Source organism: Arthrobacter sp. ERGS1:01 (assembly GCF_001281315.1).
Classification (GTDB): domain Bacteria; phylum Actinomycetota; class Actinomycetes; order Actinomycetales; family Micrococcaceae; genus Specibacter.
The window spans coordinates 380,347-403,529 of sequence record NZ_CP012477.1 but is presented as its reverse complement, the minus strand read 5'-3'; the positions used below and the strand labels follow the sequence as shown (position 1 = coordinate 403,529).

At 65.2% G+C, this 23,183-nt stretch carries 19 protein-coding genes; 8 read left to right on the top strand and 11 right to left on the bottom strand.

Features of this window, described 5'->3' with window-relative positions; all coding sequences use genetic code 11:
• Nucleotides 1-560: 560 nt before the first annotated feature.
• Both AL755_RS01855 and AL755_RS01850 read right to left on the bottom strand, forming a co-directional pair.
• On the bottom strand, nucleotides 561-1,418 hold the full coding sequence (locus AL755_RS01855) for a DMP19 family protein (protein WP_054009464.1): 858 nt from the start codon (nucleotides 1,416-1,418) through the stop codon (nucleotides 561-563).
• A gap of 166 nt (nucleotides 1,419-1,584) precedes the next feature.
• Complete coding sequence (locus tag AL755_RS01850; RefSeq protein ID WP_107503778.1) at nucleotides 1,585-3,081, bottom strand: helix-turn-helix transcriptional regulator; 1,497 nt, start codon at nucleotides 3,079-3,081, stop codon at nucleotides 1,585-1,587.
• 124 nt (nucleotides 3,082-3,205) lie between these two features.
• Here AL755_RS01850 and aceA point away from each other — a divergent pair, with 124 nt between their 5' ends.
• The 4 genes from aceA (at nucleotide 3,206) to AL755_RS01830 (ending at nucleotide 8,385) form a co-directional block, all read left to right on the top strand.
• Nucleotides 3,206-4,528: an isocitrate lyase gene (aceA, locus tag AL755_RS01845; RefSeq protein WP_054009462.1), complete on the top strand. Its 1,323-nt coding sequence runs from the start codon at nucleotides 3,206-3,208 to the stop codon at nucleotides 4,526-4,528.
• Nucleotides 4,529-4,633: 105 nt separating this feature from the next.
• Nucleotides 4,634-6,283 (top strand): malate synthase A, encoded by a 1,650-nt coding sequence (gene aceB / locus AL755_RS01840; protein ID WP_054009461.1) that lies wholly within the window; start codon nucleotides 4,634-4,636, stop codon nucleotides 6,281-6,283.
• 222 nt (nucleotides 6,284-6,505) lie between these two features.
• Nucleotides 6,506-7,210, top strand: a complete 705-nt coding sequence (locus AL755_RS01835) for a DsbA family oxidoreductase (protein WP_054009739.1) — start codon at nucleotides 6,506-6,508, stop codon at nucleotides 7,208-7,210.
• 80 nt (nucleotides 7,211-7,290) lie between these two features.
• Complete coding sequence (locus AL755_RS01830; RefSeq protein ID WP_054009460.1) at nucleotides 7,291-8,385, top strand: S1C family serine protease; 1,095 nt, start codon at nucleotides 7,291-7,293, stop codon at nucleotides 8,383-8,385.
• 52 nt (nucleotides 8,386-8,437) lie between these two features.
• On the opposite strand, the gene AL755_RS24430 is transcribed toward AL755_RS01830, so the two are convergent.
• From AL755_RS24430 to AL755_RS01780, 9 genes are all read right to left on the bottom strand, one after another.
• Nucleotides 8,438-9,783 (bottom strand): IS3 family transposase gene (locus AL755_RS24430; RefSeq protein ID WP_445290182.1). Its coding sequence is split into 2 segments (ribosomal slippage): nucleotides 8,438-9,321 and nucleotides 9,321-9,783, totalling 1,347 coding nucleotides; the frame shifts between segments, so codons are not numbered across the junction.
• A 74-nt stretch (nucleotides 9,784-9,857) separates the two neighbouring features.
• Nucleotides 9,858-10,784, bottom strand: a complete 927-nt coding sequence (locus tag AL755_RS01815; RefSeq protein WP_054009459.1) for a TolB family protein — start codon at nucleotides 10,782-10,784, stop codon at nucleotides 9,858-9,860.
• A 15-nt stretch (nucleotides 10,785-10,799) separates the two neighbouring features.
• Nucleotides 10,800-11,543 (bottom strand): ThuA domain-containing protein, encoded by a 744-nt coding sequence (locus tag AL755_RS01810; RefSeq protein ID WP_054009458.1) that lies wholly within the window; start codon nucleotides 11,541-11,543, stop codon nucleotides 10,800-10,802.
• 2 nt (nucleotides 11,544-11,545) lie between these two features.
• Complete coding sequence (locus tag AL755_RS01805) at nucleotides 11,546-12,649, bottom strand: Gfo/Idh/MocA family protein (RefSeq protein ID WP_054009738.1); 1,104 nt, start codon at nucleotides 12,647-12,649, stop codon at nucleotides 11,546-11,548.
• 248 nt (nucleotides 12,650-12,897) lie between these two features.
• Nucleotides 12,898-13,737, bottom strand: coding sequence for a carbohydrate ABC transporter permease (locus AL755_RS01800; protein ID WP_054009457.1), 840 nt, complete (start codon nucleotides 13,735-13,737; stop codon nucleotides 12,898-12,900).
• The gene (locus AL755_RS01795) at nucleotides 13,730-14,704 is read right to left on the bottom strand and encodes a carbohydrate ABC transporter permease (RefSeq protein WP_054009456.1); all 975 of its coding nucleotides are present in this window, start codon (nucleotides 14,702-14,704) and stop codon (nucleotides 13,730-13,732) included. Before AL755_RS01795 ends, AL755_RS01800 begins: the two co-directional genes overlap by 8 nt.
• Before the next feature lie 134 nt (nucleotides 14,705-14,838).
• A complete protein-coding gene (locus tag AL755_RS01790) occupies nucleotides 14,839-16,146 on the bottom strand; it encodes an ABC transporter substrate-binding protein (RefSeq protein WP_054009455.1) in 1,308 nt (435 codons plus the stop codon).
• Between the two features lie 344 nt (nucleotides 16,147-16,490).
• Nucleotides 16,491-17,573 (bottom strand): LacI family DNA-binding transcriptional regulator, encoded by a 1,083-nt coding sequence (locus AL755_RS01785; RefSeq protein WP_082368805.1) that lies wholly within the window; start codon nucleotides 17,571-17,573, stop codon nucleotides 16,491-16,493.
• The gene (locus tag AL755_RS01780; RefSeq protein WP_082368804.1) at nucleotides 17,570-18,829 is read right to left on the bottom strand and encodes an ROK family protein; all 1,260 of its coding nucleotides are present in this window, start codon (nucleotides 18,827-18,829) and stop codon (nucleotides 17,570-17,572) included. Before AL755_RS01780 ends, AL755_RS01785 begins: the two co-directional genes overlap by 4 nt.
• 138 nt (nucleotides 18,830-18,967) lie before the next feature.
• Here AL755_RS01780 and AL755_RS01775 point away from each other — a divergent pair, with 138 nt between their 5' ends.
• From AL755_RS01775 to AL755_RS01760, 4 genes are read left to right on the top strand one after another with little or no spacing between them, the layout of a single operon-like run.
• Nucleotides 18,968-19,702 (top strand): sugar phosphate isomerase/epimerase family protein, encoded by a 735-nt coding sequence (locus AL755_RS01775; RefSeq protein ID WP_054009454.1) that lies wholly within the window; start codon nucleotides 18,968-18,970, stop codon nucleotides 19,700-19,702.
• 4 nt (nucleotides 19,703-19,706) lie between these two features.
• Nucleotides 19,707-20,813, top strand: a complete 1,107-nt coding sequence (locus tag AL755_RS01770; protein ID WP_054009453.1) for a Gfo/Idh/MocA family protein — start codon at nucleotides 19,707-19,709, stop codon at nucleotides 20,811-20,813.
• 10 nt (nucleotides 20,814-20,823) lie between these two features.
• On the top strand, nucleotides 20,824-22,104 hold the full coding sequence (locus AL755_RS01765) for a Gfo/Idh/MocA family protein (protein WP_082368803.1): 1,281 nt from the start codon (nucleotides 20,824-20,826) through the stop codon (nucleotides 22,102-22,104).
• Nucleotides 22,101-23,102 carry a sugar phosphate isomerase/epimerase family protein gene (locus AL755_RS01760; protein WP_054009452.1) on the top strand — a complete coding sequence of 334 codons (1,002 nt, stop codon included), beginning with the start codon at nucleotides 22,101-22,103 and terminating at the stop codon, nucleotides 23,100-23,102. The genes AL755_RS01765 and AL755_RS01760 overlap by 4 nt, the downstream gene beginning before the upstream one ends.
• Nucleotides 23,103-23,183 lie beyond the last annotated feature (81 nt).

Below are 23,183 nucleotides of genomic sequence, written 5' to 3'. Positions count from 1 at the left end.
CCGAATTTATTATGCCAATGTGCGCCAACGATCGGCAATGGTTCGTCATAATTACCGATCCCCGCGTAAGCCGGCCTATTCCCTTGCAATCAATCCGATATGCCGAAATACTGGCTTCACACGCAACGGGGGAGACTACGCATGAGGCGACTTCTAGGCAAAGTCATTGACATTCTCACGGGAAATACGATCGCCGACTTTGTCAGGGATGAAAATGACGACCACCCCAATACCGCCCCCGCCGGCAGCCACGGACCGGAGCTATCCAGGGAATAAACCCGGGACTCTCCGCACATGACAAATAGCTGTCCGGCTAATTCAAATTAGCCGATTAGCTTTTCCCGCACCCCCGCCGGATTTCATATTTGGCATTCCGGGATCACTGGCGCCAATTACAGTCAATTGAACATCGCGGGACTCTTGCAAACAAATTCGCAACAATGGCTGCGCGGATAAAACCAACCGCAGCCCCGTTTAGTGATGTTTTCTCCGCCAAAACGCATTGAGGGGCGCATCTTTCGCGAAAGATGCGCCCCTCAACGATCAAGCTGGTGTTTCAGCTAGGCGCTGGCAAACTCGTCCTCGTCCTCGTCCTCAAACTCGACCATGGCGATGACGGCCTTGGTTTCGGGGTTGATCATGAACGCTTCCTCATCCTCTTCGATCATGATGAACTCGCCGTGGTCGGTGGTGAAGTGCCACGCCAGGACGGTTTCGCCGTTGTGCTCAAAGTTGGGATCGCCCATGGTGATCTTTTCCAGCTGGTAGCCGGCCACTTCGCACAGTTCGCGGATGATGGTCTCGAATTCGGGGGCGTCGGCAAGTTCGGCCTCCTCCGCCTCGGCCTGGCGTTCGGCCAGGTTCGGGATCAACTCGACGAGGCCGGCGATGTGCAGGGCCAGGCCCTCGCCATCGAGCAGCAACAGGCCCTCCTGGCTGCGCAGCCAGGCTGCGCCGAGTGCCGTCAGGTCCTCGGTGTCCAGGAGGTCGTCGAATTCGCCATCGAGCAGGTCCATGGACTTCACGCCCCCGCTCCGGACGACGTCGACCTCCTCGGGGTCCCCATCCAGGTACGCCTGGGCGTCGTCGTCGGACAGCGAGTCGAAGAGTTCCGCGGTGCGGTTGAAGAGTTCCAGGTGCTTGGCGGCACCCATGCCTTCGAGGCCGTCGCGGATGTAGGTGTCCAGTTCGGCACGGTCCGGGGACATGAAGACATACTGGGCGAATCCGCCGTCGAGCGCCTGGGTCAGGTAGAAGTCGACGAAGTAGGCGCGGAGGGCGTTGGGTGCGATTTCCTCGGCGTTGAGCAGGGCCGCGAACATGGAGTTCACGGCCGAAACGTTTGCATCGACAATTGCCTCGTTACTGGCCTCGGTGCCGTCCACGGTCAAAACGACGGGATACTGATTCGTGGTCACGATTGATCCTCACTGCTGGAAACTGCTGGTGCTGCCGGACACCTTTCACGCTACGCACACCGCGGTGCGGGCGAGTGGCCCCCACATGAACGTCGGGCAACAATTGCGGGTCCGGCAGGCGCGGCCGGCGCCGGCCATCAAGGTAAGCGCCGGCCCTGGAAGGACGTCACCGGTCTGCGTGCGCGGCCAGGAACTTGTAGACCTCGGTCTCGTCCACGCCGGGGAACGCCCCCTGCGGCATCGCGGCCAACAGGTGCGAGTTGGCGCGGGTGGACGGCCAGGCGTTGCCGGCCCACTCGGCGGACAGTTCCGAAGGCGGCCGGCGGCAGCACGCCGGATCCGGGCAGCGGGACTGCGAGCGCTCCGTGGTGTCCCGGCCGCGGAACCACTTCACGTGCGCATAGGGCACGCCGATGCTCAGCGAGTACTCCCCCGAGGAATGCCGCTCGGTCCGGGCCGTGCACCAGTATGTGCCCACGGCCGTGTCCGTGTACTGGTTGAACGCCCGGAACTTATCCGGCACGTCGAAGACGGCGCGTGAGGTCCAGAACCGGCAGACAGCCTGGCCCTCTATGGCGCCGGTGTGGTCGGCGGGGAAGTTCACGCCGTCGTTCTCGTAGGCCTTGTGGATGATTCCGGATTCGTGCACCTTTTGGAAGTGCGTGGTGATGCCCAGATGCTCCGTGGCGAGGTTGGTGAAACGGTGCGCGGCGGTCTCATAGGACACGGCGAAGGCGTCGCGGATGTCCTCGATGGCCAGCTCCTTGGCGGCCTTGGCCTCCTTCAGGAAGTCCACCGTGGCCCGCTCCGGCATGAGCAGCGACGCCGCAAAGTAGTTCGTGTACACGCGTTGGCGCAGGAAATCCGCATAGTTGCGCGGCGTCTTGTGGCCCAGCACGTAGTGCCCCAGTGCCTGCAGCAGCACCGAACGGGGGTCGTGGTCGGAGCGCTGGCCCTGCGTGAGATAAATTCGGTGATTCTTCAAATCCGTCACGGAGCGCGTGGAATGCGGCAGATCCCCCACGTAGTGCAGGTCAAAACCGAGGTGTTCGGCGATGTCCGCCGCCACATGGTGCGACAACGGCCCGCGGTCATGCCCCACCGCGGCGAGGAGGTCCTGCGCCTGCCGCTCAATCTCCGGATAGTAGTTGTTGCGGGCGCGCATCTCGAGCCGGATCTCGTTGTTGGCCCGGCGCGCCTCCTCGGGCGTTGCCGACTGTTCATCCAGCCGCCGCTCCAGCTCGTGCTGCAACCCCACCAGGGACTCGAGCACCTCCATGGAAAGCCGCGAACTGACGCGGACTTTCGGCAAACCGAGCGACTGGTACAGGGGGCCGCGCTGTGCCTTTTCCAGTTCAATTTCCAGGGCCGCGCGCCGGCTGGGCGGCTCGGCTCCCAGGAGTTGGTCAAGCCCGACGCCGAGTGCCCCGGCCAGGCGCTGCAGAAGCGTCAGCTTGGGCTCCCGTTTGCCGTTTTCGATGAGCGACAACTGGGAAGGCGCGGTTCCGGCGGCCGCGCCAAGATCGTCAAGGGTCATGCCCAACTTCTTGCGCAGGTGCCGCACGCGGCGGCCCAGCGCGATCAGGTCAACGCCGGCGTCGTCGCTTCCGGTGCCATCGTCGTCGGGCGCCGCATCGTTGAGGTTCCAGCCCACATTGTTCATTTCTTGACCATACGCGAAGAAGTGCAAATCTTTCCAGCATTTACCTCTAGAAAGCCCTTGGGAACACCTGAATAGTTGAAATCACGAAGAAGGAACACGGATTGTACGCAAAGGAGCGACCACCATGACTGAAGCATTTGAACCCGCAACGACGCCGGAGCAGAACAACGTTGACGCCGCGGCCGCCCTCGAACTTGAATGGGCCGCCAACCCCCGCTGGGACGGCACCGAACGCAGCTACTCGGCCGGTGATGTCGTGAAGCTCCGCGGCCGGGTCATGGAGGAACAAACCCTGGCCCGCCGCGGCTCCGAAAAGCTCTGGGACCAGCTGCGCAACGCCGGCCCCGAGGGCTACACGAACGCACTCGGCGCGCTGACCGGCAACCAGGCCGTGCAGCAAGTCAAGGCCGGGCTGAAGGCCATCTACCTCTCCGGCTGGCAGGTTGCCGCCGACGCCAACACCTCCGGCAACACCTATCCCGATCAGTCCCTGTACCCCGTCAACTCGGTACCCACAGTGGTCCGGCGCATCAACAACGCACTGCTGCGGGCGGACCAGATCGAATTCTCCGAAGGCAAGCAATCCGTGGAGGACTGGCTGGTACCAATCGTGGCCGACGCCGAGGCCGGCTTTGGCGGGCCGCTGAACGCCTACGAGCTCATGAAGTCCATGATCGGCGCCGGCGCGGCCGGCGTGCACTGGGAGGACCAGCTGGCCAGCGAGAAGAAGTGCGGCCACCTCGGCGGGAAGGTCTTGATCCCCACGGCCCAGCATGTCCGCACGCTGAACGCCGCACGGCTCGCGGCCGACGTCGCCGGCGTCCCCTCTGTTATTGTTGCCCGTACGGACGCCGAGGCCGCCACCCTGATCACCTCCGACGTTGACGACCGCGACAAGCCTTTCATCACAGGAGAGCGCACCGCGGAAGGTTTCTACAATGTGCGCAACGGGATCGAACCGTGCATTGCCCGCGGCCTGGCGTACGCTCCGTATGCCGACCTCATCTGGATGGAAACCGGCACCCCGGACCTAGAACACGCGAAGAAGTTTGCCGACGGCATCCGCGCGCAGTTCCCCGACCAGATGCTGGCCTACAACTGTTCGCCGTCGTTCAACTGGAAAAAGCATTTGGACGACGCCACGATCGCCAAGTTCCAACGTGAACTCGGCGCCATGGGCTTCAAGTTCCAGTTCATCACCCTGGCTGGCTTCCATGCCCTGAACTACTCGATGTTTGACCTCGCCCACGGTTACGCCCGGGACGGGATGAGCGCCTACGTCGAACTGCAGGAGCGCGAATTTGGCGCTGAAGAACGCGGCTACACCGCAACCAAGCACCAGCGCGAAGTGGGCACAGGCTACTTCGACCTGGTGGCGAGCGCGCTGAACCCAAACAGCGGCACCCTCGCATTGGCAGGCTCCACCGAGGCCCAGCAGTTCCACTAACCTTTCCCCCCGTCTGTGTTGCAGTTGTTGGACCAAAATCCGCCGATTCGGGCCCTTTTCGTCCAACAACTGCAACACAGGCCGCCCAGACCTGGAGCGATTCCCATGAACTCACCCATCAGCATCAACGGCATCACCTTGAACGCGCAGCCCATCCCCCGCCAGGAGGAAATCCTCACCCCCGAGGCCCTGGATTTCATCGCAGCCCTGAACCGCACGACGACGGCGCGCCGCCATGACCTGCTGGCCGCCCGCCACACGCGCCGCCGCCAGATCCTCAGCGGCAGCGACCCCCGCTTCCTCAGCCACACCTCCCCCATCCGGGAGGACCCCAACTGGCGGGTGGCCCCGCCGGCGCCCGGGCTGGAGGACCGCCGCGTGGAAATCACCGGCCCGGTCGATGCGAAGATGACCATCAACGCACTGAACTCCGGCGCCAAGGTCTGGCTGGCCGACATGGAAGACGCCTCCACACCCACCTGGGGCAATGTGATCCGCGGGCAGCTGAACCTCATCGACGCCCTGGAACGCCGCATCGACTTCACGAGCGCCGAAGGCAAGGAATACCGCCTGGCTCCCGCGGAGGATCTGCCCACCATCGTGGTCCGCCCGCGCGGCTGGCACCTGCCGGAAAAGCACCTGCTCATCAACGGCAAGCCGATGGCCGGCGGAGTGGTCGACTTCGGCCTGTTCTTCTTCCACAACGCCCGCCGGCTGATCGCCCAGGGCAAGGGACCCTACTTCTACCTGCCGAAGATCGAAAACCACCTCGAGGCCCGCCTCTGGAACGACATTTTCATCCAAGCCCAGGACCTGCTCGGCATCCCGCAGGGCACCATCCGTGCCACAGTCCTGATCGAAACCATCACGGCCGCCTTTGAAATGGAGGAGATCCTCTACGAACTGCGCGACCATGCCGCGGGCCTGAACGCCGGCCGCTGGGACTACCTGTTCTCCGTAATCAAGAACTTCCGCACCCGGGGCCCGCGCTTTGTGCTCCCGGACCGCAACCAGATCACCATGACGGCACCGTTCATGCGCGCCTACACCGAACAGCTGGTGCGCGCCTGCCACCGCCGCGGCGCCATGGCCATTGGCGGCATGGCCGCGTTCGTGCCCAACCGCCGGGATCCGGAGGCCAATGCCAACGCGATGGCCAAGGTCCGGGCGGACAAAACCCGGGAGGCCGACGACGGCTTTGACGGCTCCTGGGTGGCGCACCCGGACCTGGTCCCCGTCGCCATGGAGGTCTTCGACGCCGTCCTGGGCTGGAACCCGAACCAGCTCAACCGGCTGCGCGAGGACGTCGAACCCGACGACAGGGCCCTGCTGAACATTGCCGGCACGGAAGGCCGGATCACCGAAGCGGGCATCCGCGACAACATCTGGGTGGGCATCCAGTACATCGAGTCCTGGCTGCGCGGCCACGGCGCCGTCGCCCTGAACAACCTCATGGAGGACGCCGCCACCGCGGAAATCTCCCGCTCGCAGATCTGGCAGTGGATCCACAGCCAGGCCATCACCGACCAAGGCGAACTCATCACCTTCGACTGGGTCACCGAAATGCTGGCGGAGGAGTTCGGCAGGCTGCCCCGCTTCGATGGCGACAGGTTCGACGACGCCCTGGAGATCTTCGAGACGGTGGCCCTCGGCGAGGAATTCCCGCCTTTCCTGACGCTCACGGCCTACACGAACTACCTGCACGAGACGCCCGAACGGGCCACCGGCAGGGCGCGCGAACTGGCCGCCGCCTAAGTTTGGCTGGTTCCACCGGACGCGACGCCACTGCAGGCCCGAGATCCGGGTCCCGGTGGACCAGCCTTAGTTCAATCTCGACAAGCTCGATCACTGGTGGTCGAGCCTGGGGCCACGGCCGCGAGGGACCCGCTGCGAGCTTGCGAGCAGTGGGAGCGGCTGGGGAGCGAGACCTCCCGCACACCACGGAATAATCCGCGAATGGCATCCGTTGCCGCCAGTATGAAGATTGAGATCTGGTCCGATGTGGCCTGCCCCTGGTGCTACATTGGCAAGCGCCGTTTTGAAACCGCCCTGAACGCGTTCCCGCACAAGGACTCCGTGGACGTGCAGTGGCGCAGCTACCAGCTGGACCCCACCATCCCCGAGCACTACGACGGCACCGAGCTGAGCTACCTCAGCGAGCGCAAGGGCATGGACCCGGCGCAGGTCGCCGGCATGTTCACCCACGTCACCGAGCAGGCCAAGGGCGAGGGCCTGGACTACAAGTTCGACGACGTCGTGGTCGCCAACAGCTTCAACGCCCACCAGCTGCTGCACCTGGCCGCCGCCCACGGGAAGGGCGACGTCATCAAGGAAGCCCTGCTGTCCGCCCACTTTGAGCACGGCGAGGACATTGGCAGCCGCGAGTTCCTGGTGCGCGTTGGCGCAACGGCCGGCCTGGATGCCGCTGAAATCAACGAGGCCCTCGACACCGACAAGTACGCCGACGACGTCCGCAACGACTTCGCCGAGGCCCGCGCGTTGGGCGTGAGCGGCGTACCGTTCTTCGTCATCGACCGCAAGTACGGCATCTCCGGCGCCCAGCCGGCCGAACTGTTCACGCAGGCCCTCGAGGAGGCGTGGAAGGAAGCCAACCCGCTGACCATGGTCAGCACGGGCGGCTCCGACGCCGAGGTGTGCGGCCCCGACGGCTGCGCCATCTAGCCGCCTCCGGGCACTGGCGGCGAGTGTCGTAGCATGGTGGAATAGCCACTATCCGCGGCTTTTCTGATCGGAGCCTGCCCATGGTCACCCCCCAGCCAGCCCCATGGTTCAAGCGGCACCGGACGGCATCGCTCGTCTCGGGCGCTGCAGCGCTGGCCCTCGTGGCCGGGGCGGCGGGAGGGGTGGCCGGAGGGCAGCTGACCCGCTCGAACGCTCCCGCGGCAGCGGCGTCGGGGACGTGCGACGCCGTTCAGGTCGCCGCCACCGTGTTACCCACGATCGTGACCGTGTCCATCCAAAACGGGCCGGCGAGCGGGGTTGGCAGCGGGGTCATCCTGCGCCCGGACGGGCATATCCTGACGAACAACCACGTCATCTCGGCCGCGGCCAACGGCGGGCAGATCGACGTGGTGTTCAGTGACGGCCACAGCGCCACCGCCCAGCTGGTGGGGCGCGACCCGAAGTCCGATCTTGCCGTCCTGAAGGTGACCGCCCCCAAGCCGCTGCCCAGTATCGCCCTGGGCGATTCCACCGCCGTTTTGGTGGGCCAGCCCGTGGTGGCGCTCGGCGCTCCATTGGGCCTTTCCAGCACCGTCACCGGTGGCATTGTCAGCGCCCTGGGCCGTAATGTTCCCGTTCCCAGCGACAACGGCGCAACAGCCACGCTGGTCGGCGCCATCCAAACCGATGCCTCCATCAACCCCGGCAATTCCGGCGGCGCCCTGGTCAACTGCGCGGGCAAACTGGTGGGCATCAACACCGCCATAGCCACCGTGCCAACTGACGGTGGCGCGGCCGGCGGCGGCAGCGTTGGCATCGGCTTTGCGGTGCCCATTAACCTGGCGGCCCGCATCGCCGGCCAGCTCATCGACACCGGCAAGGTCGCCTACCCGTACTTTGGGCTAGCCGCCGCCCCGCTGCCGCCCAGCGCGGCCGCCCGGTTCGGTGTCGAGAACGGGCTGTACCTGCAATCGGTGGCTCCGGGCGGTCCCGCGGCAGCGGCCGGGCTGCGCGCAGGCGACGTCATCACACATCTCGACGGAGCGCCGGCGGCAGACACTGGAGTGCTCGCCACAATCACCCTGGCCCGCAAAGCCGGGGACAAGGTGACGGTTAGCTACGTCCGCGACGGTGTCGGCGCCTCCACCACCATCACCCTCGGAGCCATACCCTAGGGACCCACCAGCGTGAACTGGTCCCCGAATGTTGGACTTGGTAAATAAGAGTCTAGGTAGCGAGTGCCTGGGCCCGGTATTCCATCGGGCTCAGGCACTCGAGTGTTAACGAGATGCGGTCTTTGTTGTACCAGCGGATGTAGTCCTCGAGTTCAGTGATGAAGCTTTCGGGGCTGGTGTGTTCTTGGTGGTGGAACATCTCTTCTTTTAAGTGTCCGAAGAAGTTCTCCATCACTGAGTTATCCAGGCAATTGCCCTTGCGGGACATCGATTGGGTCATGCCGGCGTTGCTGAGCAGCTTCTGCCAGCTGGCGTGTTGGTACTGGAATCCTTGGTCCGAGTGCACCATTGGTGCCTCACCCGGTCCCAGAGTGCTGATCGCCTCGCTGAGCGATCGGTTGGTGAAGGCCGTGTTGGGCGACTCGGAGACCGCGAAGGAGACCACGGAGCGGTCGAACAGGTCCATGACCGGGGAGAGGTAGACCTTGCGGTCCGCGACCTTGAACTCGGTCACATCGGTCACCCACGTCAGGTTCGGTGCCGCGGTGACGAACTGGCGCTTGAGTAGGTTTTCAGCGATCTTGCCGACCTGGCCCTTGTAGGAGGAATACCTGCGGCGACTGCTGCGGACCTTGCAGACCAGATTCTCGGCGCGCATCAGCTTTAACACGGTCTTCTTCGCCACCTGCCATCCCTGGCGGCGCAGGAACGCATGGATGCGTCGGTGCCCGTAGCGGCCCTTGGCCTCGGTGAAGACCTCGTGGATCCGGGCACGGAGTTCTGCGTGCCGGTCAGGGGCCGTGAGCGCGGCCTGGCGGTGGAAGAACGTAGAGCGGGGCAGCCCGGCCGCGGCCAGGAGCAGGGGCAAGGGGTGAGAGGCCCTGAGGGCGATCACGGCGCTAACCTTCAACGCGGTGGTTGGTTCCTCAGGGCCCGTACTTTTTTTAGGTAGGCATTCTCGGCCTGCAACCGCTGGTTCTCAAGGCGCAGCTTCTCAAGCTCGCTAACCTCGGTAGGCAATTGGTCCACGGCGGTGTGTGGGCGGCCCCTCGGCCGGGGCTTGAGAGCGTCCTCACCGTCCTGGCGATACCGCCGAACCCAGCTTTGAACGAGTTTCGGCGAACTCAAGTGATACAACTGGGCCAGTTCCGTCGATGTTGCTTCAGCAGCGAGGAACTGACGAACCACCTTGATCTTGAACTCAAATGAATACGCTGGCACAGCCGGTCGTCTATCCAAAGCGGCCCTACCCCAAATCTTGAAACGTTGCTCCAAGCGCTTACAGGCATCCCTGCTGACCTGCAGCCGAGAAGAAACCGCACCATAGCCGAAGCCTTCCTCGAACAACCCTATGGCAGCAACCCGCTGCCGAGCACTCAACGAACTCCGCGAATCCATAAAAAACTCCCCGAAAGTAAGGAACCGAATTAATCAGTCCAACTTTCGGGGAGCAGTTCAAGCGCGAGGGCCCGTCACGAGCTTTCGAGTGGCGGGAGCGTTTGGAGAGGGTAGGCGACAATCGCAATCCGGCGCCCGGTCGGGTCCCAGCTGGGGACGTTCATGGTGCCCTGGCCGCCAAACACGTGGGCCAAATCCCGCACGGTCCCGTCCGCCTCCAGCACACGCACGACGACGTCGACGTCCGCCGGGTGCCCCAGCGTGCCCGGCGGGAAGCTGACGTAGGCAATCCGGGTTCCGTCCGGTGAGGGGTGCGGGAACCAGTTCACCCGCTCGTCGAAGGTCAGTTGTTCGAGGGTTCCGCCACCGGCCGGCAGGCAAAAAAGCTGTGCGTGACCCGGTTCCGCGGAGCCGCGTTCGGAGTTGAAGTAGATCCACTGCCCGTCGGGGGAAAACTCGGCACCGTCGTCGGGGAAAGAATCGTCCGTGAGTTGGGCATCGGGACCGCCGGCGGCCGGGATGGTGTGGACGTTGGTCCGCACCATCCCGGCACCGTCGACGGACAGCCCGATGTAGGCCAGCAGCTGCCCGTCCGGGGAGACCCCGTGCAGATAGTGCCGGAATCCGCCGCCGTGGTCGTTCGTGACGCGCCGGGCGCCGCCGTCGTCCTGGGAGCTGTCGCCCAGCGAGCCGCCGAGGGGCACGGCATGGATGTGCCCGTCCTCGCTGGAAACGTAGGCGGTGCGCCCGTCGGGGCTGATCACGTGGTCATTGTTGATCTCCCCGGCTCCACCCAGGGCAATCTCCTCGAGATCGCCGTCGTCGACGCCCAGGCGGAACAGCCGGCCGTCCCCGTTGAGGACCAACGAAGCGCCGTCCGGGCTCCAATTGGGCGCCTCGAAGAGCAGCGTGTCACTGCTAAGCCGGAGTGTTGCCGCCGCTGTGTCCACATCTATCACCCAAAGTTCGGCCCGCTGGCCGTCCCGCAACTGCCGTGCCATGTGCCCGCCGTTCTTCTAGTTGGGGAAGTATTCCCGGGCCGGGTTCGTCACCACGGGCTGGGCGCGGTGCCGGCCGGGCTGGGCCACCCAGCCCACCCCGTTGGCGAGCACGCGCTGCACCTGCGGGTGGTGGTACACGGGGTACTCCTGGTCGCCGGGGCTGAAGTAGAAGATCCGGCCCTTCCCACGCGAGAACGTCACGCCGGAGCGGAACACCTCTCCCCCGGCAAAAGAGCTGATGAAGATCAGGTCGTCGGGTTCCGGAATGTCGAAGAGCTCCCCGTACATCTCCTGTTCGGGGATGACGATGGGGCTTTCGACGCCGGCCGCGATGGGGTGCGACGGCTTGACCGTCCACACCAGCTCGCGTTCTCCCTCATTGCGCCACTTCAACGAGCACGTGGTGCCCAGCAGCTTCGTGAAGATCTTGGCGAAGTGCGCCGAGTGGAGCGCCACCAGGCCCATGCCGCCCAGGACGTGGCGCTGCACCCGCTCCACCACTTCATCGGCGACGTCGTCGTGCGCGATGTGCCCCCACCACAGCAGGACGTCGGTGTTGGCCAGTGTTTCCTCGCTCAGGCCGTGCTCCGGATCGGCCAGCGTGGCCGTGGAGATGGTGGCGTCCGGGTGGTGGGCGCCCAAGGCCTCGGCGATGGCGCCGTGCATGCCGTTCGGGTACATGTCACCGATCGTGGCCGGTTCGTTCCTGAGCTCATGGACGCCTTCGTTCCACACCAGGATGTTCAGCTTTTCAGCCATGGTCAGAGCCTCACTTCGCGCTGTTCGAGGGCGGATTTGTAGCATGCGTCAATGATCAGGGCCCGGCTCAGGGCCACGGAGCCGTCGTAGCGGCCCCAGACGTCCTCGCCGCCGCGCACGGCCGCCACGAATTCGTCCACCACGGCCTGGTGGTTGCCGTCCTCCAGTGGTTCGGCAAGGTAGTCGGCGTTGGCCTGGCCCTTGTCGGTGAAGACGCGCAGGCCCGAATCGGAAATCTGGTGCGAATGCGCTGCCCGCAATTCTGCGCCGCCTTCGGTCCCGTACACCCGGAAGTCCATGAGGTCGGCGGGATCGCGGTAGCTGGCCCAGCCGGCCTCCACCACCAGGGTGACGCCGCCTTCGAGCCGGATGAAGGCGGAGGCAAAGTCCTCCACTTCAAACTTGTGGTTGGACGCGGCCGCAATGTAGTTGGCATCGCCGCCGCGGCCCTGGGTGCCCAGTTCGGAGTAGGTGGACGCCGAGACCGAGACGACCTTGGGTTCACCCAAAAGGTGCAGCGCATAGTCCAGGACGTGCACGCCAATGTCGGCAAGGGGTCCGCCGCCGGCCAGCTCCGGATTGGTGAACCAGCTGCCCAGCGTGGGGATGCCGCGCCGGCGCAGCCAGGACGCCTTGGCGTAGTAGGGGCGGCCCAATTCGCCGTCGTCGATGATGGCCTTGAGCTTCTTGACGTCCCCGCGGCGGCGGTGGTTGAAGACCACATCCAGTACGCGGCCGGCCTCGCGGGCGGCGGCGACCATGGCCGCGCCTTCCTCGCCGTTGCGGGCCAGCGGCTTTTCGCTCAGTACATGCAGCCCGCGTCCCAGGGCGGCAATCGTGATGGGCGCGTGCAGGAAGGTGGGAACCGCCACGCTGACGGCATCCAAGCCCTCCAGTTCAAGCAGCTCCTCCCACCGGGCAAAGCCGTGCGGAATGCCGAACTCGGTTTGCAGCTGCGCCAAAAGCCCGGCCTCCATGCCGGCCACGGCCACCACTTCGACGCCGTCGACGTTGCTAAAGGCCTTGATGTGTTGCTGGCCGGCCCAGCCGACGCCCACCACGCCGACTTTCAGGGTTGTCGGGGCAGGGATCAGTGGAGTGGTCAACGAGGACACCTTTATCTTGTCGTGAACGGGGAGGATTTTCGGGCGGAGGAAGATTTCCACCGGCACTTAAAACCTAGTGGAGCTTCTGATCGCGGTCAATCAAAAGTTGTCATATTTTCACATCGAATGTTCATGCGACCTTCCGCATCTCCCGACTTACAAACGAAACAATGATGCCCACTTTTGCCGTGACTACGGCAAAAGCGGGCATCGTTCGAGTCGTTACTTCACGTTGTTACTTCAGCTGGTTACTTCACGGCGCCGGCGGTCAGCCCCGCTACGAAGTTCTTTTGCAGGAGCAGGAAGCCGATCACGATGGGGATGCTGACCACCACGGAGGCGGCCATGATCTGGTTCCAGTACACGTTGGTTTGCGTCGAGTACAGCTGCAAACCAACGGCCAGGGTGCGGTTGGCGTCCGTCGTCATGACGGAGGCGAACAAGACCTCGCCCCAACTGGTCATGAAACTGTAGATCGCGACGGCGACCAGGCCGGGACGGGCGGCGGGCAGGATCACCCGGATCAGGGCGCGCATGGGACCGCAACCGTCCACCTTCGCGGCCTCGTCGAGTTCCCGCGGGATGCCGTCGAAGTAGCCGGCCAGCATCCAGATGGAGAACGGCAGCGAGAACGTCAGGTACGTGATGATCAGGCCGAGCCGGGTTCCCACGAGCTGGACGCCGAAGTTCGTGTTGATGTTCACGAAGATCAGGAACAAGGGCAGCAGGAACAAGACGCCCGGGAGCATCTGTGTTGAGAGCACCGTGGTGGAGAACAGCGCGCGGCCGCGGAAGCTGTAACGGGAGATCGCGTAGGAGGCGAAGATCGCGATGATCAGCGAGAGCACGGTGGCCACGCCGGACACAACGACCGAGTTGACGAAGTAGCTGGCCAGCGGCACGGTCTTCCACATGTCGATGTACGGCTGGATCGTCAGCGTGCTGGGCCACCAGGAGAACGCCCCCTGCACGTCCTTGAGCGGTTTCATGCCGGAAATCACCATGACGTAAACGGGGATGATGGTGAAGATGCTCAGGACGGTGATGGTGATGATCCTGAAGAGTTTGGTGCCCTTGGTTTCATGCACGGCGGTTCCTCCGGTTCATGACGAGAAGGTAGATGCCGCTGACCACCAACAGGAACAACAGCAGGAGCACGGACATGGCCGCGCCGGAGCCAAAGTTCCAGGTCAGGAACGACGCGTTATAGATATGGAAGGAGATCAGGTCGCCGGCCGGGGGTTGGGAGCCGCCGAACAAGACGAACGGGGTGTTGAAGTCGTTGAAGGTCCACAGGAACATGACGAGCACCAGCACCATGTTGACGGGGCGCAGCATGGGCAGCGTGATGGCCCACCACTGGCGCATCGGCTTGGCGCCGTCCACGGCCGAGGCCTCGTAGACGTCGGTGGGAATGGACTGCAGGCCGGCCATCAGCATCAGGAACGCGAAGGGCCACAGGCGCCAGATGGCCACGATGACCACGGAGGCGAACGCGTTGTCGCCGATCAGCCAGAACGGCTTGTCCCCGGGCATTCCGAGATTGTCATAGAGCAGGTGGTTGAGGGCGCCGGTGTCCTTTTGCAGCATGAACTTCCAGGCGATGACGCCGGCGTACATGGGCAGGGCGTACGGAATCAGGAACAGGGTGCGGAAGATGGCCCGGCCGCGGAACGTCTTTTGCAGGGCGACGGCGGCGGCCATGCCGAGTCCCCAGGAAATGCCCACCACGAGGATGGTGAACGCGGCGGTGATGGCAAAGGACTTTAGCAGCCCGCCGCCCACGGCTGAGTTGAAATCGAGGGCGATTTGGTAGTTCTTTAAGCCGACAAACGGTGCGTTGCCCCAGTTGGCGATGAACATTTTGGTGAGCTTGAGGAAGCTCATCCAGATGCCGGTGGCCATGGGGATGACGTGGATGACTAGTTCGAAGACGACGGCCGGGGCGAGGAGCGCGTAGGGCAGCCACCACCCTGCGCGGCGAACCTTGCGGGGTTTTTCCCCGGATGCGCCTGCCGGGGGGCCGGACTTCTTTGTGGCGGTGGTTGCAGACACTGCGGACACTCACCTTTCTGGGAAGACATGAAGTATGAAGTGGGCAGATGGTGGGATCCGGTTGTTGGGCCCACGCGCCCGAGGGGCCCCACGCGAAGCCGCGCCAGCGGATTCGCGTGGGGAGGGCGTGGGGACTAGCCCGCTGCTTCTACTTCCTGCTGGGCGGTGGTGAGTGCGGCCTTGACGTCGGCCTTGGAGACGGTGCCGCCGGAGGCGATCGTGGCGAACATCTGGTTCATGGCCTTGCCGACGGTGCTTTCAAACTGGTCCTCGGCGGCCACGAGCGGCAGCGGCTTGGACTTGTTGGCGTAGATGTCGGCGAAGGTCTTGGCTTCTTCGGTGTTGTCGGTGAAGCTGGGGTTGACTCCGGCCAGCACGGGGAGTGCGGCGAAGGGCTTGTCCAGGGTTGCCTGGGTGGCTTCGCTGGTCATGAACTTCACGAACTGGAGGGCGGCGTCCTTGTTCTTCGTGTTCTTGAAGATGGACATGTTGATGCCGGCCACCATGGTGGCGATCTGCTTGCCGCCGCTCGGGGCGGGGAAGGCCACCACGCCGTAGTCGCTGTTCTTCATGCCCTGGGAGGCGATGGAGCTGTCGGCGTTGTTCTGGCTGAGCACCATCGCGGACTTGCCGTTGGCGAAGTCGTTGATGGCCTGGGTGGCGTTGTCGTACTGGGCGTTGGACGGGTTGACGGCCTTGTCGCTTTGCATCAGGTCAAGGTAGCGGGAGATCCCGTCGACGATGCCGTCGGAGGTGAAGGTGGGCTTGCCGGCGGCGTCGAAGAAGTCGGCGCCGTTCTGGGCGGCGTTGATGAAGGCGAAGTGGGAGTTTTCCGTGTAGCTGCCCGCGGCCAGCGAGAATCCGTACTTGCCGCCCGTGGTGAGCTTCTTCGCGTCGGCGGCCATTTCCTCCCAGGTGGTGGGCGGGGTCAGTCCGGCGTCCTTGAACATGGCCTTGTTGTAGTACAGGCCATAGGCCAGGCCGTACAGCGGGACGGAGGTGGGATCCTGGCCGGCTACACCGCCGGTGTCCATGGCAGTCTTGACGAACTTGTCCTTGCCGCCAATCGCATCAAAGGCTGCCGAATCGAACGGCATGAAGGCGCCCGTGGATTGCAGCGAGGCCGCCCAGGTGTTGCCGATGTTCAGCACGTCCGGCGCCTGGCCGGAGGTGACGGCGGTTTGGATGCGGGTCTGCAGATCGTTCCAGCCGATGACCTCGAGGTTGACCTTGATGCCGGTCTCCTCCTGGAACTTGGTCAGCAGCGGCGTGAGCACCGCCTTGTCGTTGTCCAGGCTGGTGCCCTGGTTGCTGGCCCAGTAGGTGAGTGTCTTGCCGCCGCCGTCGGTTGAACCGGAGCCTGCGTTGGATCCGCCGCAGCCGGTGGCCGTGAGAGCTAAGGCCGCTATTGCCGCCGCTGCTGCAAAAGTACGAATTTTCACTTCGGTGACTTCCTTGTCGTTGGTATGAACTACCCGAATTGTGCTGTCTTGTGGCGTTCGGGCAATCCCGAACCTCGACGTGAAACCAAACCTAGGCGAACTTATGACGAACGTCAATCAAAAGTCTGTAAGTATTTTTCGACTTATTTACGTATCGCCAACAGATCAAATTTCACTGGAGGGCAATGCCGAGAGCCCCTGGTCACCGGCGGGAAACAAACGCCGAATAGCAGGGGCAAAATGACGGGTATTGAATGTGACGAGTCTAACTGAACCGGTTCAGCAATGGGCCGATGTTACCGACTTGTTATGAAATTGGGTGCCGGGAAACCCCTTACCGGGAGTTATGCGACGCCGCGGGCCGGGGCGGGCCCCAGGCTGTCGCGTGCCAGCAGCGTACCGGCCGGGGACAGCCGGTTCCCGGGGGCATGGCCGGCGATGATCTCCAGGAGCAGGGCAGCCGAGCGCCGGCCAAGATCCATGGTGTCCCGGCCCAGGGCGGCCACCGACGGGGAACTGAAGCGGCACAGGATCGAATCGTCCCAACTCAGCACCGACACCTGGCCCGGGACCTTCAGGCCCAGCCGCTTGAGCGCAACCAGGCCGCCCATGGCCATGAGGTCGTTGCCAAAGATGATGGCCGTCGGGAAGTCGTCGGCCCCCGGCACCAGCCCCGCGACGACGGCGATCGTGGCGGTGCCGCCGTCGTCGGCCGTGTAGTCCGACGGCGTGGACACGGCGGTCATGCCCAGCCTCCGGGCGTGTCCGAGGATCGCGGCCTTGCGGGCGGTCTCGTGGGTGAGCGCCAACGGGCCGGAAACATAGGCGATATGGCGGTGCCCCAGGTCATGGAGGGCCTCCACCAGCGTGCCGGCGTCAACGCTCTGGGACACGGTGGTGTTGCCGGAATTTGCCGTGGTGGCAGCGTCCTCCGGGGCACCCAGCCGTACATAGGGCAGCCGCAGCGAGTCCAGGAGGGGCGGGCGCGGATCGTCATGGAAATGGTCAAACAGGATCACGCCGTCCACGCGGCGTTCGCCTGCCCAGCGCAGATAGACGTCCAGGTCACGCCCCGCGCCCACCCCCGGGGCCACCATGCGCAAAAGAAGATTGCTTTCATGGGAGCTCAAGACCGATTCAATGCCGGCCAGCACGTTCATGTAGAACGGCTCGGACCCAACATCTTCCGCCTCCCGGGAGAGCACGATCCCGACGGTCCCGCTGCGGGACTGCGAGAGGGCCCGGGCGCTTGAACTGGGGTACCAGCCAAGGTCGGCGGCCAGGGCCAGCACCCGGGCACGCGTCGCGTCGCTGACCCCCGGCTGGCCGTTGAGCGCATAGGAGACCGACGCCTTGGACATGCCAAGGCGCCCGGCCAGGCCCGCAATCGTGACCTTGCCGCCGGAATCCGCGCCTGCCTGGGTCACGAGGACTGGCTCTCCAGCACCAGGCGCTCCACCCCGGACGGGGCCAGGACGTGGTCAATGACCATGCGGGCGGCGCCATAGACGCCGGCCTTGTCCGCGGCCATGGACTGCACAATGCGCAGCCGGGCCGTGGCCAGCGGCAGGGAGCGCTGGTAGACGATTTCACGCACGCCGGCCAGCAGGTATTCGCCGGCCGAGGACAGCCCGCCGCCAATGACGATGACGGAGGGGTTGAGCAGGTTGACGCACGCGGCCAGGACATCGCCGACGTCGCGGCCGGCCTGGCGCATGGCCGCGATGGCGGTCAGGTTTCCGCGCCGGGCCAGTTCCAGCACGTCGTCTCCCGTGGCTGCCGGAACGCCGCCGGCCCGCAATGATGCAGCGACCGCGGGGCCGGACGCCATGGCTTCGAGGCATCCGAAATTGCCGCAGCGGCACAGCACGTCCCCGCCGCGCGGCACCCGCACATGGCCAATATCCCCGGCAGTGCCGTCGGCCCCGCGCTGGAGCAGCCCGCCGCTGATGATGCCGGCGCCGATGCCCGTGGCCACCTTGATGAACAGCAGGTTTTGCGCGTCCGGCCAATACATTGCCCGCTCCCCCAGCGCCATGATGTTGACGTCATTGTCCACCAGGACGTCGGTGGCGAACCGCTTTTGCACATAGGCGGGAACGTCAAAGCCGTCCCAGCCGGGCATGATGGGCGGGCTGGCCGGCTTGCCGCTGGAGTGCTCCACGGGTCCGGGCAGGCCGATCCCCACGCCCACCAGCTCGCGTTCGTGCCGGCCGGCCTGCACCAGCAGGGCTTCGCAGTGGGCCAGGATGTCATCGAGCACGGGAATGGGCCCGGCGGAGATGTCGATGGATTCGCGCAGTTCACACAGGACCTTGCCACCCAGATCGCTCAGGCCCACCAGCACGTGGGTTGCGCCGACGTCGACCGCCAACACAACGCGGGACGTGGGTGCGAAGGCGAAGCGCGACGGCGGCCGCCCCCCTGAGGAGACCGCCTCACCTGCCGGGCCGATCAGGCCGGCGGCGGCGAGAGCGTCGATGCGCGCCGCCACGGTGGACCTGGCCAGGCCGGTGATGTCAGCCAGTTCGGCGCGTGTGCGGGCGTGGCCGTCGCGCAGCAGCTGGAAGACATCCCCCGCACGCGAGGTGCCGACCGGGGCCGGTCCCGGCGCCGGCGTCCCCGTGCCGGAACCCGCGCCGACTATGGGTGCGGACGGGGGCTGAATTGGTGACTTTGGCATCCCCTATAAATAACACACGGGCTTCTATCTGTCACAATGCGCCAAGTTGGGAATAATTCATACACTTTTGCTTGACGATCGACATAAGTTCCCCTAGCTTTGAGTAAACACCCGCTCTTACCCTTCAGGAGTAACCCAATGACGTATTCCCTGCAGCTTTACACGGTCCGGAAGCCCCTGGAAGAGGACCTGGCCGGCACCATTGCCCGCGTGGCCGAACTCGGCTTCACCAAGGTGGAGCCCTACAACTTCGTGGCCACGGCCGACGCCCTGCACGCGGCCTTGAGCGAGCACGGCATTGCCGCACCGTCCGGCCATGCGCCGCTGCTGAGCGCCGACCAGGATGAAATCTTTGCCGCCGCCAACAAGCTGGGCATCACCACCGTCATCGATCCCTTCATCCCGGCAGAGCAGTGGCAGAGCGCCGAGGACGTCGAGAAGATTGCGGCCGGCCTGAACGCCGCAGCCAAGAAGGGTGCCGAGTACGGCGTCCGGGTGGGCTACCACAACCACGCCTGGGAGCTGGAGTCCACCATCAACGGCGCCACGGCCCTTGAATACCTCGACACGCTGCTGGACCCGGAACTGGTCTTGGAAGTGGACACCTACTGGGTGTCCGTGGGCGGCGCCAATGCCGTCGACATCCTCACGAGCCTCGGTGAGCGCGTGAAGTACATCCACATCAAGGACGGCCCGCTGACCAACGACACGAAGGCCCAGCTTCCCGCCGGACAGGGCGAGGTACCCATTTGGGACGTCATTGGTGCGGCGAAGTCCCTCGAAGTCGGCGTGGTCGAGTTTGACGACTACGCCGGGGACATCTTTGACGGCATCTCCCAGAGCCTGGCGTTCCTCAACGCCGGAAAGGCCTGATCCCATGAGCAAGAGCGGACCCGTGGGCGTCGCCGTCATTGGCGCCGGCAACATCAGCAAGCAGTACCTGGACAACCTCACCACGTTCCCGGACGTCAAGGTCCTCGTGGTCGCGGACCTCTTCGAGGACGCCGCCGCCGCCCGTGCGGCCGAGTACGGCATCGAGGCATTTGGCGGCGTCGACACGGCGCTGAACCACCCCGACGTCGAAATCGTGGTCAACCTGACCATTCCCGCGGCACACGTGGAGGTTGCCACGGCCGCAGTCCGCGCCGGCAAGCACGTCTGGACGGAAAAGCCGTTCTCGCTGGACCGGGACAGCGGGCTGGGCCTGCTCAAGGAGGCGGCGGCCGCGGGCATGCGCCTTGGCTGCGCACCGGACACCTTCCTGGGTGCGGGCCTGCAGACGGCCCGGCGCCTCATCGACGCCGGCAAAATCGGCACGCCGCTGACCGCGCTGACCATGTTCCAGTCCCCCGGCCCCGAGTCTTGGCACCCGAACCCGGCCTTCCTGTTCCAGCAGGGCGCCGGCCCGCTGTTCGACATGGCCCCCTACTACCTCACCGCCCTCGTACAGACCTTTGGCCCCATCGCCAAGGTGGCCGCCGTCGGCTCCACCGCCTTCCCCACCCGCACCATCGGCTCCGGTCCCAAGGCCGGCGAGGTGTTCGACGTCGAGGTTCCCACCCATGTGAGCGCGATCGCCCAGTTCGAGTCCGGGGCTTCCTCGCACAGCGTGTTCAGCTTCGAGTCCCCCAAATCCCGCATGGGTTTCGTGGAGATCACGGGCACGGAAGGCACCATCTCGCTGCCGGATCCGAACAATTTCGACGGCGAGATCAAGTTCTGCAAGGCCGGCGAGGACGAGTGGACCGCTGTTGCGGCGGAGGGCCCCGCCAACGGGCGCGGCATGGGCGTGCTGGACATGGCCCGCTCCATCCGTGCCGGCATCCCGCACCGGGTCCCCGGCGAACTGGCGTACCACGTGCTCGATGCGATGGTCTCGATTGCCGAATCCGTGGACAGCGGCGAGTTTGTCGCCGTCGAAAGCACGGCGCCGGCGTCCCCGGCCCTGCCCTCGGACTGGAACCCCACCGAAGCAACCCTCTAGGAATCCCGCAATGACCTCCCCCCACATCCCCGCCGCCCGCCGCCCGCTGGGCGTCGCCGCGATCGGCTATGCCTTCATGGGCCAGGCGCATTCAAATGCCTGGCGCACGGTGGCCAACCACTTCGACGTGCCCGACTTTGAGCAAAAGGTCCTGGTGGGCCGGGATGCAACGGCCGTCGCCGCGGCCGCGCGCAAGTACGGCTGGAGCGAATCGGCCACGGATTGGCGGGAGGTCATTACCCGGGACGACATCGACATTGTCGACATCTGCGCCCCCGGCTGGCTCCACGCGGAGATTGCGACGGCAGCCCTGGCCGCCGGCAAGCATGTCCTCGTGGAGAAGCCGCTGGCCAACACGCTCGCCGAATCCGAGGCCATGGTGGCCGCGGCCCGGACCGCCCGCGCCGCCGGCGTCCGCTCGATGGTGGGTTTCAACTACCGCCGCGTTCCGGCCTTGGCCCTGGCCCGTGAGCTCATCGCCGAAGGCCGCCTCGGCACCGTCCGGCAGGTCCGCGCCTCCTACCTGCAGGACTGGCTGGTGGATGCGGAAGCACCCATGACCTGGCGGCTGCGCAAGGAAACCGCGGGCTCGGGCGCCTTGGGCGACATTGCCTCGCACGCCGTCGACCAGGTCCAGTTCCTGCTCGGGGACACCGTTACGGACGTCTCCGGGCGCCTGCACACCTTCGTCACCGCTCGTCCCGGACCGGAGGGTCCCGAGCCGGTGACGGTAGACGACGCCGCCTGGGCCACGCTGTCCCTGGCCGGCGGCGCGGTGGCCAACGTGGATGTGTCCCGCGTGGCTCTCGGGCAAAAGAACGCCCTGCGCCTTGAGGTGTACGGCACCGACGGATCCCTGACGTTCAACCTGGAAAACCCCAACGAACTGTACTTCCTCAACGGCACCGAACCCGTCCAGGTGCAGGGATTTAGGCGCATCCTTGTCACCGAGCCCGAACACCCCTACATTGAAGGCTGGTGGCCGCAGGGGCACGTGATTGGTTGGGAGCACAGCTTCACCCACCAAATCCGGGACTTCCTGCTGCATATCGAGAACGGCACCAACCCGTCGCCGTCGTTCGAGGAGGGCCTGGGCGTGCAGCGCGTGCTGGCCGCCATCGAGGCATCCTCCGCAGCCGGCGGCGCCACCCTCCCGGTGGTTGAGCCTGTCGAAACCACCGGGCCCGCCACAGCGGTGGTTGAGCCTGTCGAAACTGCCGAAACCGCCGAAACCCTTGAGCCCGCCACATCCACCTCCCCGTCAGCCACCCCCGCCAGGAGTTTTTCATGACCCGCCCGTACACCCTGTTCACCGGCCAGTGGGCCGACCTCCCGTTCGAGGAAGTGGCCCGGCTGGCCGCCGATTGGGGCTACGACGGCCTGGAAATTGCCTGTTCGGGCGACCACCTGGACCCGTGGCGCTGGGACGAGCCCGGCTACGTGGCCGGCAAGCTCGCCGTTTTGGAGCGGTACGGGCTGAAGGTCTGGGCCATCTCCAACCACCTCAAGGGCCAGGCCGTGTGCGATGACCCGATCGACTTCCGCCACCAGGCGATTGTTGGCTCCAAGGTGTGGGGCGACGGGGACCCGGAGGGGGTGCGCCAGCGGGCGGCGGAGGAAATGAAACTGACGGCACGGTTGGCGCAGGCGCTGGGCGTGAAGACCGTGGTCGGCTTCACCGGCTCCTCGATCTGGCAGTACGTGGCCATGTTCCCGCCCGTCCCCGCCGCCATGATCGACGCCGGCTACCAGGACTTCGCGGACCGCTGGAACCCGATCCTGGACGCCTTTGACGAATGCGGTGTCCGCTTCGCCCACGAGGTGCACCCTTCCGAGATCGCCTACGACTACTGGACCACGGTGCGCACGCTGGAGGCGATCGGCCACCGCGAGGCGTTCGGGCTGAACTGGGACCCCTCCCACTTCATGTGGCAGGGCATCGACCCGGTCTCCTTCATCTGGGACTTCAAGGACCGGATCTACCACGTGGACTGCAAGGACACGAAGCTGCGCATGACGGGCCGCAACACGGTCATGGGCTCGCACCTGCCCTGGGGCGACCCCCGCCGGGGCTGGGACTTCGTCTCCGCCGGACGCGGCGACGTGCCGTGGGAATCATCCTTCCGCGCGCTGACCGCGATCGGCTACGACGGCCCCATCTCGATCGAGTGGGAAGACGCCGGCATGGACCGCCTGCAGGGCGCCCCCGAGGCCCTGGCGGCGCTGAAGAAGTTCAACTTCGCGCCGTCCGAGCTCTCCTTCGACGCCGCCTTCAGCAACCAGGCCTAGCAACGGGAGGGTTTCTGCCACCGTTCCCGCTTTTCGCCACCTGTATTCCGGTGGCGAAAAGCGGGAACGGTGGCATTTTTC

Excerpts from the sequence above, each read along its gene's own strand:
- AL755_RS01765 (WP_082368803.1), top strand. The coding sequence starts at position 20,824 with ATGACCTCCCCCCACATCCCCGCCGCCCGCCGCCCGCTGGGCGTCGCC.
- aceB (WP_054009461.1), top strand. The coding sequence starts at position 4,634 with ATGAACTCACCCATCAGCATCAACGGCATCACCTTGAACGCGCAGCCC.
- AL755_RS01835 (WP_054009739.1), top strand. The coding sequence starts at position 6,506 with ATGAAGATTGAGATCTGGTCCGATGTGGCCTGCCCCTGGTGCTACATT.
- AL755_RS01770 (WP_054009453.1), top strand. The coding sequence starts at position 19,707 with ATGAGCAAGAGCGGACCCGTGGGCGTCGCCGTCATTGGCGCCGGCAAC.
- AL755_RS01815 (WP_054009459.1), bottom strand. The coding sequence starts at position 10,784 with ATGGCACGGCAGTTGCGGGACGGCCAGCGGGCCGAACTTTGGGTGATA.
- AL755_RS01830 (WP_054009460.1), top strand. The coding sequence starts at position 7,291 with ATGGTCACCCCCCAGCCAGCCCCATGGTTCAAGCGGCACCGGACGGCA.
- aceA (WP_054009462.1), top strand. The coding sequence starts at position 3,206 with ATGACTGAAGCATTTGAACCCGCAACGACGCCGGAGCAGAACAACGTT.
- AL755_RS01780 (WP_082368804.1), bottom strand. The coding sequence starts at position 18,829 with ATGCCAAAGTCACCAATTCAGCCCCCGTCCGCACCCATAGTCGGCGCG.
- AL755_RS01810 (WP_054009458.1), bottom strand. The coding sequence starts at position 11,543 with ATGGCTGAAAAGCTGAACATCCTGGTGTGGAACGAAGGCGTCCATGAG.
- AL755_RS01760 (WP_054009452.1), top strand. The coding sequence starts at position 22,101 with ATGACCCGCCCGTACACCCTGTTCACCGGCCAGTGGGCCGACCTCCCG.
- AL755_RS01775 (WP_054009454.1), top strand. The coding sequence starts at position 18,968 with ATGACGTATTCCCTGCAGCTTTACACGGTCCGGAAGCCCCTGGAAGAG.
- AL755_RS01850 (WP_107503778.1), bottom strand. The coding sequence starts at position 3,081 with ATGAACAATGTGGGCTGGAACCTCAACGATGCGGCGCCCGACGACGAT.